This window comes from Actinomadura sp. (genome assembly GCF_044508335.1).
GTDB lineage: Bacteria > Actinomycetota > Actinomycetes > Streptosporangiales > Streptosporangiaceae > Spirillospora.
In genome coordinates this window covers 1-15,438 of sequence record NZ_JBIQHY010000131.1, presented here as the reverse complement: position 1 = coordinate 15,438, position 15,438 = coordinate 1, and the positions used below count along the sequence as shown (strand labels likewise).

9 protein-coding genes and 1 pseudogene are annotated in these 15,438 nt (G+C 72.5%); 8 read left to right on the top strand and 2 right to left on the bottom strand.

The window, feature by feature from the left end:
* The first annotated feature begins 950 nt into the window (after positions 1-950).
* The 4 genes from ACIWVC_RS29790 to ACIWVC_RS29775 all read left to right on the top strand — a co-directional run bounded on the left by ACIWVC_RS29790 (position 951) and on the right by ACIWVC_RS29775 (position 5,991).
* Positions 951-1,574, top strand: coding sequence for a helix-turn-helix transcriptional regulator (locus ACIWVC_RS29790; protein ID WP_396451641.1), 624 nt, complete (start codon positions 951-953; stop codon positions 1,572-1,574).
* 68 nt (positions 1,575-1,642) lie between these two features.
* Positions 1,643-2,722 carry an inositol-3-phosphate synthase gene (locus tag ACIWVC_RS29785; RefSeq protein WP_396451643.1) on the top strand — a complete coding sequence of 360 codons (1,080 nt, stop codon included), beginning with the start codon at positions 1,643-1,645 and terminating at the stop codon, positions 2,720-2,722.
* Between the two features lie 187 nt (positions 2,723-2,909).
* Complete coding sequence (locus ACIWVC_RS29780) at positions 2,910-4,685, top strand: ABC transporter substrate-binding protein (protein WP_396451645.1); 1,776 nt, start codon at positions 2,910-2,912, stop codon at positions 4,683-4,685.
* A 19-nt stretch (positions 4,686-4,704) separates the two neighbouring features.
* Entirely contained in the window at positions 4,705-5,991 is a 1,287-nt protein-coding gene (locus ACIWVC_RS29775; protein ID WP_396451647.1) for an MFS transporter, read from the top strand.
* Positions 5,992-6,006: 15 nt separating this feature from the next.
* Here the strand turns inward: ACIWVC_RS29775 and bioA are convergent, their stop codons facing one another.
* Both bioA and ACIWVC_RS29765 read right to left on the bottom strand, forming a co-directional pair.
* Positions 6,007-7,296, bottom strand: a complete 1,290-nt coding sequence (gene bioA / locus ACIWVC_RS29770) for an adenosylmethionine--8-amino-7-oxononanoate transaminase (protein WP_396451649.1) — start codon at positions 7,294-7,296, stop codon at positions 6,007-6,009.
* 266 nt (positions 7,297-7,562) lie between these two features.
* Positions 7,563-9,002: pseudogene (locus tag ACIWVC_RS29765) on the bottom strand (CCA tRNA nucleotidyltransferase); the annotation flags it as partial.
* A 378-nt stretch (positions 9,003-9,380) separates the two neighbouring features.
* Here ACIWVC_RS29765 and ACIWVC_RS29760 point away from each other — a divergent pair.
* From ACIWVC_RS29760 to ACIWVC_RS29745, 4 genes are all read left to right on the top strand, one after another.
* Positions 9,381-9,929, top strand: a complete 549-nt coding sequence (locus ACIWVC_RS29760; RefSeq protein WP_396451651.1) for an aminoacyl-tRNA deacylase — start codon at positions 9,381-9,383, stop codon at positions 9,927-9,929.
* A gap of 116 nt (positions 9,930-10,045) precedes the next feature.
* Complete coding sequence (locus ACIWVC_RS29755) at positions 10,046-12,616, top strand: DUF6049 family protein (RefSeq protein ID WP_396451652.1); 2,571 nt, start codon at positions 10,046-10,048, stop codon at positions 12,614-12,616.
* A gap of 22 nt (positions 12,617-12,638) precedes the next feature.
* On the top strand, positions 12,639-14,348 hold the full coding sequence (gene murJ / locus ACIWVC_RS29750) for a murein biosynthesis integral membrane protein MurJ (RefSeq protein ID WP_396451654.1): 1,710 nt from the start codon (positions 12,639-12,641) through the stop codon (positions 14,346-14,348).
* Positions 14,349-14,559: 211 nt separating this feature from the next.
* Positions 14,560-15,438 (top strand): protein kinase family protein (locus ACIWVC_RS29745; RefSeq protein WP_396454852.1); only part of this gene is annotated, 879 nt, incomplete at its 3' end.

Below are 15,438 nucleotides of genomic sequence, written 5' to 3'. Positions count from 1 at the left end.
GGGCCGCCCGGCGTGCCCTGTCCGGCGGCCGGGATCGGGCCGTTCGGCGCGGGCGACGCGCCCGGCCGGCCGAGCGGCGCGCCCGGGGAGGCGTGCTCGGGGGCGGCGTGGCGTCCGGCCCGGGGCGGCTGGGGCGCCGGCGGGACCGCGGGAGTCGGGGCGGTCGGGGCCGCGCCTCCCGGGCTTCCCGGGCCTCCTGCGCCGCCGGGGCCGCTCGGGCCGCCCGGGGCGGCATGGCCGCCCATGAAACCGGCGTCCGATGTCCCCTGGACGTCAGGGTTCTGTGGCTCCCCGGGCACGCCGAAGGCATCCGGGCGTCCGGTGCCGCCGGCTCGGGGGGTCTGCTGCCCGCCCGGCCGCTGCGACCCGGGTTCCGGTCGGGGCTGGCTTGGATTACTCACGCGACCTCATCAACAGGGGACAACGGTTGCTGCCAGGGGCCGAGAGGCGGCCTCCGGCCCTTGTTGCGACTCGTGCGCCGTCCGAAGAGTACTGTGCGGGCTGGTGAGCGGGGGGAGCGTGTGCACGTCGAAGGCCCGTCCCGGCTGGTCAGCGTCCCGCCCATGAGAACGGCCGGGTGGTTCCTCCTTCGTCGTCCGCCGTCCGGGGCCCTGCTCCCCGGGATGGAGGACGCTCGACATGACCGGGTGGTTCCACGCGCAACTTTGGCACACTTCGGCCACATACACCCTGGATTCGCCGTATTCGGTGTCCTACCTCGGCGATGATCCTTTGCGCGCGAGCGAAGATCGTCCGGACGCGGGACGGGACGGGCGGCGGCGGTCATGCCGTCCAGTACGCTCCCCGGCCCGCCGGGGCTCGATCCGGACGTTCCGGACGGCCCACTTGCCAGACCGGAACCGCGTACGTATCTTGTCGACGTATCGAGTGAATGTATCGACTCGATACATCGGATCGAGACATCGGCTTCTGCGGAAGAGGGAACCGGGATGGCGGCCAGGAAGGGCGCGGGCGTGCTGGAGCTCGCCGTGCTCGGCCTGCTGCACGAGGCCCCGATGCACGGCTACGAGCTGCGCAAGCGGCTCAACGCGCTGCTGGGCATGTTCCGGGCGTTCTCCTACGGGTCCCTCTACCCGTGCCTGAAGCAGCTCCTCGCGGACGGGATGATCATCGAGGACCGCTCCGCCGAGGAGAACACGCCGCTGGCACTGCAGAGCCGCCGGTCGAAGATCGTTTACAAGCTCACCGCCGACGGCAAGGAGCGACTCCAGCAGCTCCTCACCGAGGCCGGCCCGGCGGCGTGGGAGGACGAGGGGTTCGGCGTGCACTTCGCCTTCTTCTCGCACACCCGCGCCGACGTCCGGCTGCGGATCCTCGAAGGCCGGCGCAGCCGGCTGGAGGAGCGGCTGGAGGGCGTCCGGGCCGCGCTCGCCCGGACCCGCGAGCGGGTCGACTCCTACACCCTGGAGCTGCAGAACCACGGGCTGGAGTCGGTCGAACGCGAGGTCAGGTGGCTCAACGAGCTCATCGGGCGGGAGCGGGCCGAGCAGGAACAGCAAGCACAGTCAGCTAAGCGAATTGACCAGGACATGCCTCGGGACGAGGGCCGCTGAGCGGCGGCCCGGCGCCCTCGGGGGCGGGTGAAACACCACATGTTCCGCAAGAGAGAAGGAGCAACCGGATGGGTTCGGTGCGCGTAGCCATCGTGGGTGTGGGCAACTGCGCCTCTTCACTCGTCCAAGGTGTCGAGTTCTACAAGGACGCGGCCCCCGACACGAGGGTCCCCGGCCTGATGCACGTCCAGTTCGGCGATTACCACGTGGGCGATGTGGAGTTCGTCGCGGCGTTCGACGTGGACGCCAAGAAGGTCGGGATGGACCTGTCCGAGGCCATCCACGCCAGCGAGAACAACACCATCAAGTTCGCCGACGTCCCGCCGCTCGGCGTGACGGTGCAGCGCGGCCACACCCTCGACGGCCTGGGCGAGTACTACCTGGACATGGTCGAGGAGTCCGACGCCGAGCCGGTGGACGTGGTGCAGACGCTGAAGGACGCCGAGGTCGACGTCCTGGTGTCGTACCTGCCGGTGGGCTCGGAGGAGGCCGACCGCTTCTACGCCCAGTGCGCCATCGACGCCAAGGTCGCGTTCGTGAACGCGCTGCCGGTGTTCATCGCCAGCGACCCCGAGTGGGCGCAGAAGTTCACCGACGCGGGCGTCCCGATCGTCGGCGACGACATCAAGTCGCAGGTCGGCGCGACCATCACGCACCGCGTCATGGCCCGCCTGTTCGAGGACCGCGGGGTCGAGCTGCTGCGCACGTACCAGCTCAACTTCGGCGGCAACATGGACTTCATGAACATGCTGGAGCGCAAGCGCCTCCAGTCGAAGAAGATCTCCAAGACGCAGTCGGTCACCTCGCAGATCCCGCACGAGATGGCGAAGGCGGACGTGCACATCGGCCCGTCCGACCACGTGCCGTGGCTGGACGACCGCAAGTGGGCCTACGTCCGGCTGGAGGGCAAGTCGTTCGGCGACACGCCGCTCAACCTGGAGTACAAGCTGGAGGTCTGGGACTCCCCGAACTCCGCCGGCGTGATCATCGACGCCGTCCGCGCGGCGAAGATCGCCAAGGACCGCGGCATCGGCGGCCCGATCCTGTCGGCGTCCTCCTACTTCATGAAGTCGCCGCCGGAGCAGTACAACGACGACCAGGCGCACGACGCGGTGGAGAAGTTCATCCGCGGCGAGGTCGACCGCTGAGCCCGAACGCTCGCTGAGAGTCTGATCACAAACTCTCCAAAGGACGCCCTGACAGTGGACATCCGCTGTCAGGGCGTCCTTACTTCTGGAGAGAAAACGGTGATGTACCGGCCCTTTGTCACTCTGTGGCCCTACTGTGACACCGCCGGTGACTGCGCGCCCAGGTCTGAGTTTTCGAGGTGAGAACGTGACGGCACGCGAGATGTTCAAGGTGACGGTGGGGCTGACGGGGCTGCTGGTCGGCCTCGCCGGATGCGCTGGGGGAGGTGACGACGCCTCCGCGGGGCAGGGCCGCGACGGGGGGACGCTGCAGATCATCGGGTCGTCCGACGTCGAGCACCTCGACCCGGCGTCGGTGGCCAGCGTCGGGGCGTACGGGCTCGTCCGCACGTTCGCCAGGACGCTGTTCGGGACGCGCGCGTCCAACGACTTCCAGGAGACGGTGCCCGTCCGGCCGGACGTGGCGGAGCGCATCCCGACCCGCGAGAACGGCGGCGTCGGCAAGGACCGCCGCACGTACACGGTGCGGCTGCGCGACGGCGTCCAGTGGAACACGAAGCCGCCCCGCCCGGTGACGGCGCACGACTTCGTCCGGGGGTTCGAGCGGCTGTGCAACCCGGCGTCGCCGTCCGCCGGCAAGCAGTACTTCATCTCCACGCTCAAGGGCATGGACGAGTTCTGCCGCGGCTACGCCGCCGTCGACGGCAAGGACCCGGCGGCCATGGCCGCCTACCAGCGCGACCACGGGTTCGAGGGCGTCCAGGCCGAGGACGACCGCACGCTAGTGTTCAAGCTGCGGCGTCCCGCCAGCGACTTCCTCAACCTGCTGACGCTGCCGTACACGGCCGCCGCGCCCAAGGAATACGACGCCTACGTTCCGGATGGCCCGGAACTCCGGCAGCACACGATTTCGGACGGGCCGTACCAGATCACCGAGTACCGGCCCGGCATGTCGTACGTGCTCGCGCACAACCCGGCGTGGCGGGCCGGCGCCGACCCGCTGCGCGAGCGGCACGTCGCCGAGATCCGCATCACCCTCGGGCAGGACTCGCCGGAGGCCGTCCAGCAGCAGATCGAGCAGGGCACCGCCGACCTCGCCTGGGACCAGCCCGTCCCGACGTCGGCGATCCCCCGGCTCCGCGACGACCCGCGCTTCGCGATCAGGGAGACGCCGAACAACAGCCCGTACCTGGTGTTCAACACGCGCAGCCCGAACAACGGCGGCGCGCTCGGCGAGCGCGCGGTCAGGCAGGCGCTGGAGTACGCGATCGACCGCAGCGCGCTGATCAAGATCGTCGGCGGGCCGTCGGTGGCGCGGCCGCTGCACACCGTGATCCCGCCCGGCAACTCCGGCTACGCGCCCCTCGACCACTACCCCACGCCCGGCGAGACGGGCGACCCCGCCAAATGCCGCGAACTGCTCAGCCAGGCCGGGAGCGGCAAGCTCACGCTGAAGTTCCCCTACCGGACGAACAGCGTCCACAAGCTCATCGCCCAGTCGATCGCGGACAACCTCGACGCCTGCGGGGTCGAGACGGAGCTCATCGCCGACTCCAGCGGCTCCTTCTACGCCGGCACCCTCGGCACGCCCGCGCGCGCCGAGGCCGGCGACTGGGACATCGCCGCCCCCGGCTGGGTGCCCGACTGGTACGGCAACAACGGCCGCTCGATCATCCAGCCGCTGTTCGACGGCCGCACCTACGGCCAGAACTCCACCAACTACGGCGGCTACGACAACCCGCAGGTGAACGCCCTGATCGACGCGGCCCTCACCGCCCCCGACGCCGAGCACGCCGCCGGCTACTGGCAGCAGGCCGACCAGAAGATCATGGAGGACGCGGCCGTCGTCCCGCTCCTCGACCGCGCCCAGACGCTCTTCCACTCGTCCCGCGTCCACGGCGCCCTCTACCTCCCGACCACCGCCGGCTACGACTACACGCGCCTCTGGCTGAGCGGCGGCTGACAGCACGTATGGTGAGCGCGTGAAAACGGGACAGTTGCGGGGGATTCTGCGCGGGCGGGATTTCCGGCGGCTGTACGGGACGCGGCTCGCCTCCCAGCTCAGCGACGGCGTGTTCCAGGTCGCGCTGGCCGGCTACGTGTTCTTCTCGCCGGAGCGGCAGGCGACGGCGGGCAAGGCCGCCGCCGCGTTCGCGGTGACGCTGCTGCCGTACTCGGTGCTCGGCCCGTTCGCCGGGGTGTTCATCGACCGGTGGCGGCGCCGGCAGATCCTCGTGTGGACACCGGTGCTGCGCGCCGCGCTGGTGCTGCTCGTCGCGGGCCTCGTGGCCGCCGGGCAGGACGGCGCGGGCTTCTTCCTCGGCGTCCTCGTCGTGCTGGGCGTCAACCGGTTCTTCCTCGCGGCGCTGTCGGCGGCGCTGCCCCACGTGGTGCGGCGCGGCGAGCTGGTGACGGCGAACGCGTTCACGGTCACGTCCGGGACGGTCGTCGCGTTCGCCGGCGGCGGCGCCGGCTACCTGCTGCGCCTGCTGTTCGGCGCGGGGCACGAGGGGACGGCGCTGATCCTGGTGTCGGCGGCGGCGCTGTACCTGCTCGCGGGCCTGGTCGCGACGACGCTGCCGAAGGGGCTGCTCGGGCCGGACGCGCCGGACACGTCCCGCGTCCGCGACACGCTCGGCGGCGTCGTGTCCGGCCTCGCGGACGGGGCGCGCCATCTCGCGCACCGGCCGCAGGCGGCGCTGGCGCTCGGCGCGATCTCCTTCCACCGGTTCCTGTACGGCGTCGTCCTGATCATGACGCTGCTGCTGTGCCGCAACCACTTCGCGGACGACCCCGACCGCGGCCTGGAGACGTTCGCGCTGATGCTCGGGGTGTCCGGCGCCGGCTACTTCGCGGCGGCGCTGATCACCCCCGCGGTGGTGCGGCGGATCAGCAAGCAGGCGTGGACGGCGTGGCTGCTCGCCGCGGCGGCGCTGGGCCTGCTCCTCTTCGGGACGCCGTTCGCGGAGCGTCCCTGGGCGGTCGGCGCCTTCCTGCTGGGCGTCGTGTCGCAGGGCGTGAAGCTGTGCGTCGACACGACGCTCCAGGAGGTCGTCGACGACGCCTACCGGGGGCGGGTGTTCGCCGTCTACGACATGCTGTTCAACGCGACATTCGCCGCCGCCGCGGCGGCCGCCGCGACATGGCTCCCCTCCGACGGCCGCGCCGCCCCGACGCTCCTCGCGGTCGTCGCCGCCTACGCCGCCGGCGCGGCCGCCTACCGGACGGCCGCCTCCCGCCTGCGCCACCCCGCGCCCGCCCTCCGCTGACCGAGCGGCCCGGGGTCAGAGGGACTCGGCGGCGGCGTGCAGCGCGGCGGCGATGTGGAGGACCTCGTCCTCCGTGCAGACGTACGGGGGCATCGTGTAGATCAGCTTGCCGAAGGGGCGCAGCCAGACGCCGTGCGCCATCGCGATCTCCTGCACGGACGCCACGTCCACCGGTTCGCGCGCCTCGATGACGCCGATCGCGCCGAGGACGCGGACGTCCGCCACCCCGGGGAGCTCAGCGGCGCCGTCCAGTTCGCTGGTGAGGACCGCCTCGATGGTGTCGACCTCGTCCCGCCAGTCGCGCGACAGCAGCAGGTCGATGGAGGCGGACGCGACGGCCGCGGCCAGCGGGTTCGCCATGTAGGTGGGGCCGTGCATCAGTACGTCCGCCTCGCCCGAGGCGATGCCCTCGGCGACGCGGTCGGTGCACATGGTGGCGGCCATCGTCATGTATCCGCCGGTCAGCGCCTTGCCGAGGCACATGATGTCGGGCGCGATCTCGGCGTGGTCGCAGCCCCACAGCTCGCCCGTCCGGCCGAACCCGGTGGCGATCTCGTCCAGGATCAGCAGCAGGCCGTGCTCGTCGGCGATGTCGCGGAGCGCGGCCAGGTACTCGGGCGCGTAGAAGCGCATGCCGCCGGCGCCCTGCACGACCGGCTCGACGATGATCCCGGCCAGCTCCTCCGCGTGCTCGGCGGCGAGCCGGGACAGCTCGGCCAGGTAGGTCTCGTCGGGCTCCGCGGTGTACCCCAGCGGGGGCGGCGGCGCGAACACGTGCTTCGCGAGGACGTCGGTGAACAGGTGGTGCATGCCGTTCACCGGGTCGCAGACCGCCATGCCGCCGAACGTGTCGCCGTGGTACCCGCCGCGGACGGTCAGCAGCCGGTGCCGCTCGGGACGCCCCCGCGACCGCCAGTACTGCAGCGCCATCTTGATCGCGACCTCGACCGCCACGGACCCGGAGTCGGCGAAGAACACCTTCGTCAGCGGCTCCGGCGTGATCTCGACGAGGCGCTCCGCGAGCCGCACGGCCGGCGGGTGCGTGAGCCCGCCGAACATCACGTGCGCCATCTTCCCGAGCTGCCCGGTGACGGCCGCGTTCAGCTTCGGGTGGTTGTAGCCGTGCACGGCCGCCCACCACGACGACATCCCGTCGATCAGCTCGGTGCCGTCCGCGAGCGTCAGCCGCACGCCGTCCGCCGACACGACCGGCAGCACGGGCGCGGAGGCGGGCATCGGCGCGTACGGATGCCAGATGTGCTCCCGGTCGAACGCGAGCATCCGCTCGGCCTCGCGGGGACTCATCCGCCCCAACTGAAGCGGAATCACGCCTCACCGCTCCCGGCGCCCACCCCGCCGGCCCCGCCACCGGCCGCCGCACCACCGGCCGCCTTGCCTCCGGCCGCCTTGCCTCCGGCTGCTTCGCTTCCAGCCGCGTCGCGGTCTGCGGCTGCACCCTCGTCGGACGCCTCGCCTCCGCCGACCTCGCCACCGGACGGCTCAGGCTCCGCCGCCGCGTCCTTGGCGGCTGCCCGGCCTCCGCCGGCTTCGTCTTCGGCGGGGGTGGGGAGGATGCCTTCGGCGGCGGCCCAGGCGCGGAGTTCGGCGGCGGCCGCGTCCTTGCCGATCAGGCCGCGGTCCAGGCGGAGGTCCAGGAGGAACTTGTAGGCCCTGCCGACGAGCGGGCCGGGCTTGATGCCGAGGATCTCCTGGATCTCGTTGCCGTCGATCTCCGGGCGGATCGCCGCGAGCTCCTCCTCCTCTGCCAGCCGCTCGATGCGCCGCTCCAGGTCGTCGTAGGTGCGGCGGAGCCGCTCGGCCTTGCGCCGGTTGCGGGTCGTGCAGTCGGCGCGGGTCAGCTTGTGCAGCCTGGAGAGCAGCGGGCCGGCGTCGCGGACGTACCGGCGGACGGCCGAGTCCGTCCACTCGCCGGTGCCGTAGCCGTGGAACCGCAGGTGCAGCTCGACGAGGCGGGACACGTCGTTGACGACGTCCTTCGGGTAGCGCAGCGCGGTCAGCCGCTTGCGGGCCATCTTCGCGCCGACGACCTCGTGGTGGTGGAACGACACCCGCCCGCCGTCCTCGAACCGGCGCGTCTTCGGCTTGCCGATGTCGTGCAGCAGCGCCGCGAGCCGCAGCACGAGGTCGGGCCCCTCTTCCTCCTGCGCGATGGCCTGCTCCAGGACGATCAGCGAGTGCTCGTAGACGTCCTTGTGCCGGTGGTGCTCGTCGATCTCCAGCCGCAGCTTCGGCAGCTCCGGCAGGACGTGCCCGGCGAGGCCCGTCTCCACGAGCAGCGCCAGGCCCTGTCGCGGGTACATGCCGCAGATCAGCTTGGACAGCTCGTCCCGGACCCGCTCGGCGGAGACGATCTCGATGCGGGGCGCCATGTCCTTCATCGCGCGGACGACGTCGGGCGCGACGGTGAAGCCGAGCTGCGAGGCGAACCGCGCGGCGCGCAGCATCCGCAGCGGGTCGTCGCCGAAGGAGTCCTCGGGCTTGCCGGGGGTCCGCAGGACCTTGCGCCGCAGGTCGGTGAGGCCGCCGAACGGGTCGACGAACTCGTGGCCGGGCAGCCGCGCGGCCATCGCGTTCACCGCGAAGTCGCGGCGGCGGAGGTCCTCGACGAGGGACGTCCCGTAGGAGACGTCGGGCTTGCGGGACTTCGGATCGTACGACTCGCTGCGGTAGGTGGTGATCTCCAGCTCGACGCCGTCCTTGCGGAGGCCGACGGTGCCGAACTCGATCCCGATCGTCCAGTGCGCGTCCGCCCAGTCGCGGACGATCTCCAGGGTCTGCTCGGGCCGCGCGTCGGTGGTCAGGTCGACGTCCTTGGTGGGGCGCCGCAGCAGCGCGTCCCGGACGGGTCCGCCGACCAGCGCCAGCTCGTGACCGGCCGCCGCGAACAGGGCGCCGAGTTCGTCGGCGACGGGGGCGATCCCGCGCAGCAGCTCGGCGATCGCGGTGCGCTGCGAGGACTCCGGGGTCACGTTCTGGTTGGGCACGGCCATCGAGCGTATTTCCTTGATTGACGGGCTGACAAAGGACTTTCCGATGATCGCGGGCCCCCGCCCGGGAGCCTTTGCGGGGCCGGAGCCGGACGGGCCCCTTCACATGGCGCGATCTCCGGGTTACGTTCTGGACACCCCGATGACGCCAGCGCGACCGCCGGTGAGCCTCCCGCACGACAACGGTAGCGGGATCCAGAGGGCCCCGGTCCGCCGCACGTGCGGCTGAGGCGCATCGTGAGGGTTTACGTGACGTATGACACGAGTTAGGCCACTCGTTCCGGGTATGTGGAGATATCCCGCGCAGAGTGCGAAACACGGGGACACAGCGAAACCAGTTCCGGGGGTGAGCGGGGAGACCCCCGCGGGATGGAGCCTGACATGAAGGACGCTCTCGCCATCCACCGCGCACTGCTCGAATGGGAGACCGTGCACGAGATCGTGCGGCTGCCCGTCGCGATGGCCCACGCCGACGAACTCCCGAAGGCGCTCGGACTCCCGGCGGAACGGTGCCTGGTGACGCGCGTCTACTCCTGCGACGACGCCCGGCGCGGCCGCCGCTTCCTGACCGGCGTGATCGTCCCGGCGGGCGAGCGGCCGGCGATGGAGGCGGTCCGGCGCACCGTCGGCGCCCGCACCGTCCGCCCGGCGCACCCGGACGTCGTGAACGCCGCCACCGAGTACGCGGCGGGCCTCGTCTGCCCGCTGCTGCTGCCCGACACGATGCCGCTGCTGATCGACCACCGCCTGGCGGACGGCCTGCACGGCGACGACGTCGTCTACACCGCGACCGGGGAGGCGTCCACCGCCCTCGGGATCAGGGGCGGGTCCCTGTACGCGCTGTGCCACGCCAAGCCCGTCGACCCCGTGCCCCCGCCGCCCGTCCCGGCCCCCGCCGGCACCCCGGAGGGCAGCCGCTCCCGCGCCTGACCGCGCACCGCGTCCCCCGCCCCGGCGCTCGGGCACTCGCAAGGGGTGCGACGGACTACCATCGACGCCGTGGTGCGGGAAATGTTCGCCCGCCGTCCCGAGGCGGCCGGTAAGGCGTGAGGACGGTCAAACGCGCGGTGGCGCTGGCCGCTCTGCTGCCCTGCATGGCGATGGCGGCGCCCACGACGCTGGCGCCGCCCGCCCTCGCGCGGCGCGCCCCCGGCTCGGTGCCCGCGTCCGCGCAGGCTCAGGCGAAGGCGCAGGTCGCCATGGCGCTCACCCGGGTGGATCCCAAGAGCGCCGGCCCCAAGTCGCGGATCGAGATCTCGGGGCTCGCCATGAACCGCACCGGCCACCAGCTTCCCGGCCTCCACCTGCGGCTGCGCTACAGCGCGCAGCCCGTCAACAGCCGCAGCCAGCTCGACCAGCTCGCCGCCGGCCCGCCGAACGCGCTGCCGAACGTCGGCGAGGAGAAGCAGATCCCGGGGGCGTCCGCGCCCGGCGTGAAGCAGAGCTGGACGTTCCGCACCACGGTCGAGAAGCTGGGGCTGCGCGCCCCGCCCGGCACGCCCGGCGTCTACCCGGTCGGCGTCGAGGTGCTGAACTCGGCGCGGCAGGTCGTCGGCGGCGTCACCACGTTCCTCACGTTCATGCCGAAGGAACGGCACTTCAAGCCGGTCGCCGTCGGCTGGGTCTGGCCGCTGGCCGACCGGATGCACCGCACCAACGACCGGACGTTCCTCGACGACGACCTCGCCGCGTCCGTCGCGCCCGGCGGGCGGCTCAGCCGGCTGGTCGACGCGGCGTCCGCGACCGACACGCCCATCACCTGGGGGATCGACCCCGCGCTGCTGGACGACGTGCAGCGCATGGCGTCCGGCGACTACACGGTCCGGGGCCCCGGCGACAAGAAGAGCGTCCGGAAGAAGAAGAGCGAGGCCGCGGCGGCCTGGCTGACCAAGCTGCGCGACGCCTCGAAGAAGGACCCGTACTTCACCCTCCCCTACGCCGACCCCGACGTCGTGGCGCTCGTCCGCCGCAAGACGCCCCGCGACATCGGCGTCGCGTTCGACGAGCGCAACACCGGCGTCGCGACGCGGGTCCTCGGACGCGCCGCCGACGCGCACGTCGCCTGGCCGCCGTCCGGCGCCGCCGGGCCCGGCACGGTCGACCAGCTCGCCCAGCACGCGCTGAAGGACGGCGGCGCGTTCCTGATGAGCAGCTCGCAGTTCCAGAACCCGGCGACCGGCGCGCTGCCGAACGCGACGACGACGCTCCCGACGCATCACGGCGACAAGAAGACGCTGCTGTACGACGAGAAGCTCAACCAGATCGTCAGCGAGGGGTCGCGGTCGGCGTCCGGCGGGCTGCTCACCGAGCAGCGGTTCCTGGCCGAGACGGCGATGATCGCCGCGGAGGCGCCGAACCGGCCGCGCACCGTCGTCCTCGCCCCGGACCGGCACTGGAACCCCGCCGACGGGGTCGCGAAGAACCTGCTGAAGTACACCAAGGGCGCGGGCTGGCTGCGCGAGGTGCCGCTCGGCAAGATCGAGTCGGCCGCGCCGCAGGGCCGCGTCTTCAACGGCTACTCCGACGACTACCAGCAGTACGAGCTCGGCGACGCGCACCTCGCCCAGGTGCAGGCGATCTCCCGGCAGGCCAGGGCGTTCCAGGCGGTGATGACCGGCCCGGCGAAGATCTCCTACGAGCGGGCGGTGCTGCGCATGGAGTCGGCGGCGTGGCGGACGTCGCCGCGCCGGGCCAGGGCGGCCCGCAAGCAGCTGGAGGACGAGCTGACCGGGGACATGCACCTCGTCCGCATCGTCACCACCAAGAGCAAACGCGTGCTGATGGGCGGCAGCTCCGGCCGGCTGCCGGTGCTCGTGGAGAACATGCTGCCCGGCCAGTCGGTCAAGGTCCGGCTCGTCGCCACGTCCGAGAACAGCGCGAAGCTGCGGCTCGGCGGGCTGGAGCCGGAGGACGCGATCATCGAGCTGCGGCCCGGGGAGCGGGCGCAGCGCTGGATCCCCGCGCAGGCGGCCGGCAACGGCAACTTCCACGTCCAGCTCCAGCTGCAGATCCCCGGCTCGGGCGGCCGGACGTACGGGGACGGCGAGTCGATCACCGTGACCGTGACCGGCTACGGGCGTCTCGCACTCCTCATCACCGGCGGCGGACTTGCCGTACTCTTCGTGGGCGTCGGAGTGCGGGCCATCAGAGCGAGGCGCCGCCGGAAAGCGGAGGCAGCCGGTGACGGGTCGACCGGAATGGAATCGGCGGGAGCAGGGGGACAGGGGAGCGGGCTCCCCGGCCCCGGGTTCCCAGGGGCAGGGATACCCGCCGCCGAGTTCCCAGGGGTACCCGGGGCAGGGCGACCCGCAGGGCCGGGGATACCCGCCGGGCCCGCCTCCGCAGGGGCCTCCGCCGCCGGGCCGGCCCCCGCAGGGGCCCCCGCCGGGCCCGCCGCGCCAGGGTCCGCCCCCGCCGTCCCCGCCGCCCCCGCCGCCCCCGCAGGGTCCGCAGGGCCCGCAGGGTCCGCCTCCGCAGGGCCCGCCGCCCCGGAGACCGCAGGCGCCTCCGCCCCAGGGGCCGCCGCCGACCGCCCCGAACCCGGCGGGATACCCGAGTCCGCCGCCGACGGGCAGGCCGCGCGGCGCGGCGAACACCGCCGCCGAGACGGCGATTGACATCCCCGTCCCCGGCGGACCCGTGCCCGGAGGCGGCGCGCCCGTCGCCGAGACGGTCGTCGACGTCCCCGCCCCCGCGCCCGGCGACGGCGAGGGCGGCAAGGGCTCCGGCGGCATCCTCCGCTCCGGCGCGATCATGGCGGTGGGCACCCTCGCGTCCCGCGTCACCGGCTTCCTGCGCACCGCGGTCATCGTCGCGGCGCTCGGCACCGGCCTGCTCGCCAACGCCTACAACACCGCCAACACGATCCCCAACCAGATCTACGACCTGCTGCTCGGCGGCATCCTGACCAGTGTCGTCGTCCCGCTGCTGGTGCGGGCGAAGCAGCGCGACCGGACCTACGGCGAGCAGTACGAGCAGCGCGTGTTCACCCTCGCGGTGATCGGCCTCGGCGTCCTCACCGTCGTCGCGGTGCTGTGCGCGCCGCTGTTCATCGACGTCCTCGCGGGCAGCTACACCGGTGACCAGCGCAAGGTCGCCATCCTGTTCGCGCAGTTCTTCCTGCCGCAGCTGTTCTTCTACGGCGTCGGCGCGTTCGCCGGCGCGATCCTGAACACGCGCGGCAGCTTCGGCGCGCCGATGTGGGCGCCGGTGCTGAACAACATCGTGGTGATCGCCGTCGGCGGCGCGTTCCTCGCGATCACCACGGGCCGCGTCGACCCGTCCAGCATCACCGACGCCCAGCTCATGCTGCTGTCCGTCGGCACCACCGGCGGCATCGTCCTGCAGACGGTGGCGCTGTGGCCGTCGCTGCGCCGCGTCGGGTTCCGCTGGCGGCCCCGGCTGGACTTCAAGCGCGGCGAGATCGGCGAGGTCGGCCGGATGGCCGGCTGGACGCTGCTGTACGTCGTCGCCACCCAGACCGCGCTCGCCGTCGTCACCGCGCTCGCCAACGCCGCCGGGAACCGCGCCGTCGACGAGGGCCTCGGCGAGGGCTACGGCTACACCCCGTACTTCAACGCCTACCAGCTCTTCCAGCTGCCCTACGCGATCGTCGGCGTCTCGGTGATCACCGCGCTGCTGCCGCGGATGAGCCGGTTCGCCGCCGAGGGCAAGACCGCGGACGTGCGCGCCGCGTTCTCCAGCGGGCTGCGGCTCTCCTCGGTGATCATCATGCCCGCGGCGGCCCTGATGCTCGTGCTCGGCCCGGAGATCACCACCGTGCTGTTCGCGCACGGCAACACCTCCCACGACGACGCGCTGGTCATCGCGCGGGTCATGCAGATGTTCGCGATCGCGCTCGTGCCGTTCTCGATCTACCAGCTCATGCTGCGCGTCTTCTACTCCCACGGCGACACGAGGACGCCCGCGCTGATCGGCGTCGTCGTCACCATGTCCAACATCGCGATGGCGTTCACCGCCTACAACGTCCTCGGCGTCAAGTGGATCGTGGTCGGCATCGCCGGCGGGTTCGCGATCACCAACCTGGTCGGCACCCTCGCCTGCTGGCTCGTGCTGCGCCGCAAGCTCGGCGGGATCGACGGCCGGCGCATCGTCGGCGGCCACCTGAAGCTCCTCGTCGCGGTCTGGCCGCTGATCGGGTTCGCCTACGCCGCGCACACCGTCGCGGACGCCGCCGGGGACACCTCCACGCTGCTCCCCGCGCTGGTCACCCTGGTCGTCGGCTCGGCGGGCGGCGGGCTGCTGTACGTGGTCTTCGCCAAGCTGATGCGGGTGGAGGAGATCCAGACGGCGATCGCCACGTTCGCGCGGCGGCTGCCCGGCCGCTGATCACCGGCCCGCCCGGCTCACCGTGACGCCGCTCGCATCGCAAAGTAAAAAGGACGCGCGGCGATAAGGCGGCCACTCACGCGAGTAAGCACTACCATGTGGGGGACTACGGCTTGCGGGGCGACACCCTGGGGAACGCAAAGAGGAGGGTCGGAGGCGTAAGCTGCCACGCCACGAACATGGGATCTGACCACCTGTGCAGGACGTTGCCGTGAGCACGTCAGTCATCGAGCCCGGTACGCGTCTCGCCGGCCGCTACCGCCTCGAAGAGCGCATCAGCGATTCCGGCGGATCGTCGCTCTGGAAGGCCATCGACGAGATCCTCGCGCGGGCGGTCGCCGTCCGCACCTTCGATCCCGAGTTCCCCCGGATCGCCGAGGCCGTCACCTCCGCCCGGTCCGCCAGCAGGCTGACCGACCCCCGCTGCACCCAGGTGTTCGACGCCGACGACTCCGGCGAAAGCGCCTACGTCGTCAGCGAATGGGTGGCCGGCGAGACCCTCGAGGGCATGCTCGCCAAGGCCCCGCTGGAGCCGGGCCGCGCCGCGACGCTGCTGTACGAGGCGGCCGAGGCGATCGCCGCCGCGCACTCCGCCGGGCTGTCGCACCTCTGCCTCACCCCCCGCGACCTCGTCTGGACGACCGGCGGCACCGTCAAGATCCTCGGCATCGCCACCGACGCCGTGCTGAACGACCGGCAGGCCGACGACCCCGCCGCCGAGGACGTCCGCGGCCTCGGCCGGATGCTGTACGCGGCGCTCACCGCGCACTGGCCCGGCGACGAGGACGCCTCCGACCTGCCCGCCGCGCCCGCGTCCGACGGGGTCCCGCACGCGCCCCGCCAGGTGCAGGCCGGCATCTCGCACGCGGTCGACGCGATCGTCTGCCGCTGCCTCGGCATCGGCGCGGCCGAGCCGCTCGCGTCCCCCGCCGACCTGGCCAGGGCGCTGCGCGGCGTCCCGCGCACCCCGCTGCCGCTGTTCGCCGGGCTGGGGCACGCCTCGCCGCCGTCCCCCCGCCCCGCCGCGCCCGCCCAGCCCCGGCAGGCCGCTCCGCCTCCCGCGCAGCCGCAGCCGCGGCGGCGGCCCGCG

Coding starts and splice junctions, on each gene's coding strand:
- ACIWVC_RS29790 (WP_396451641.1), top strand. CDS start 951: ATGGCGGCCAGGAAGGGCGCGGGCGTGCTGGAGCTCGCCGTGCTCGGC.
- ACIWVC_RS29785 (WP_396451643.1), top strand. CDS start 1,643: ATGGGTTCGGTGCGCGTAGCCATCGTGGGTGTGGGCAACTGCGCCTCT.
- bioA (WP_396451649.1), bottom strand. CDS start 7,296: ATGAGTCCCCGCGAGGCCGAGCGGATGCTCGCGTTCGACCGGGAGCAC.
- ACIWVC_RS29760 (WP_396451651.1), top strand. CDS start 9,381: ATGAAGGACGCTCTCGCCATCCACCGCGCACTGCTCGAATGGGAGACC.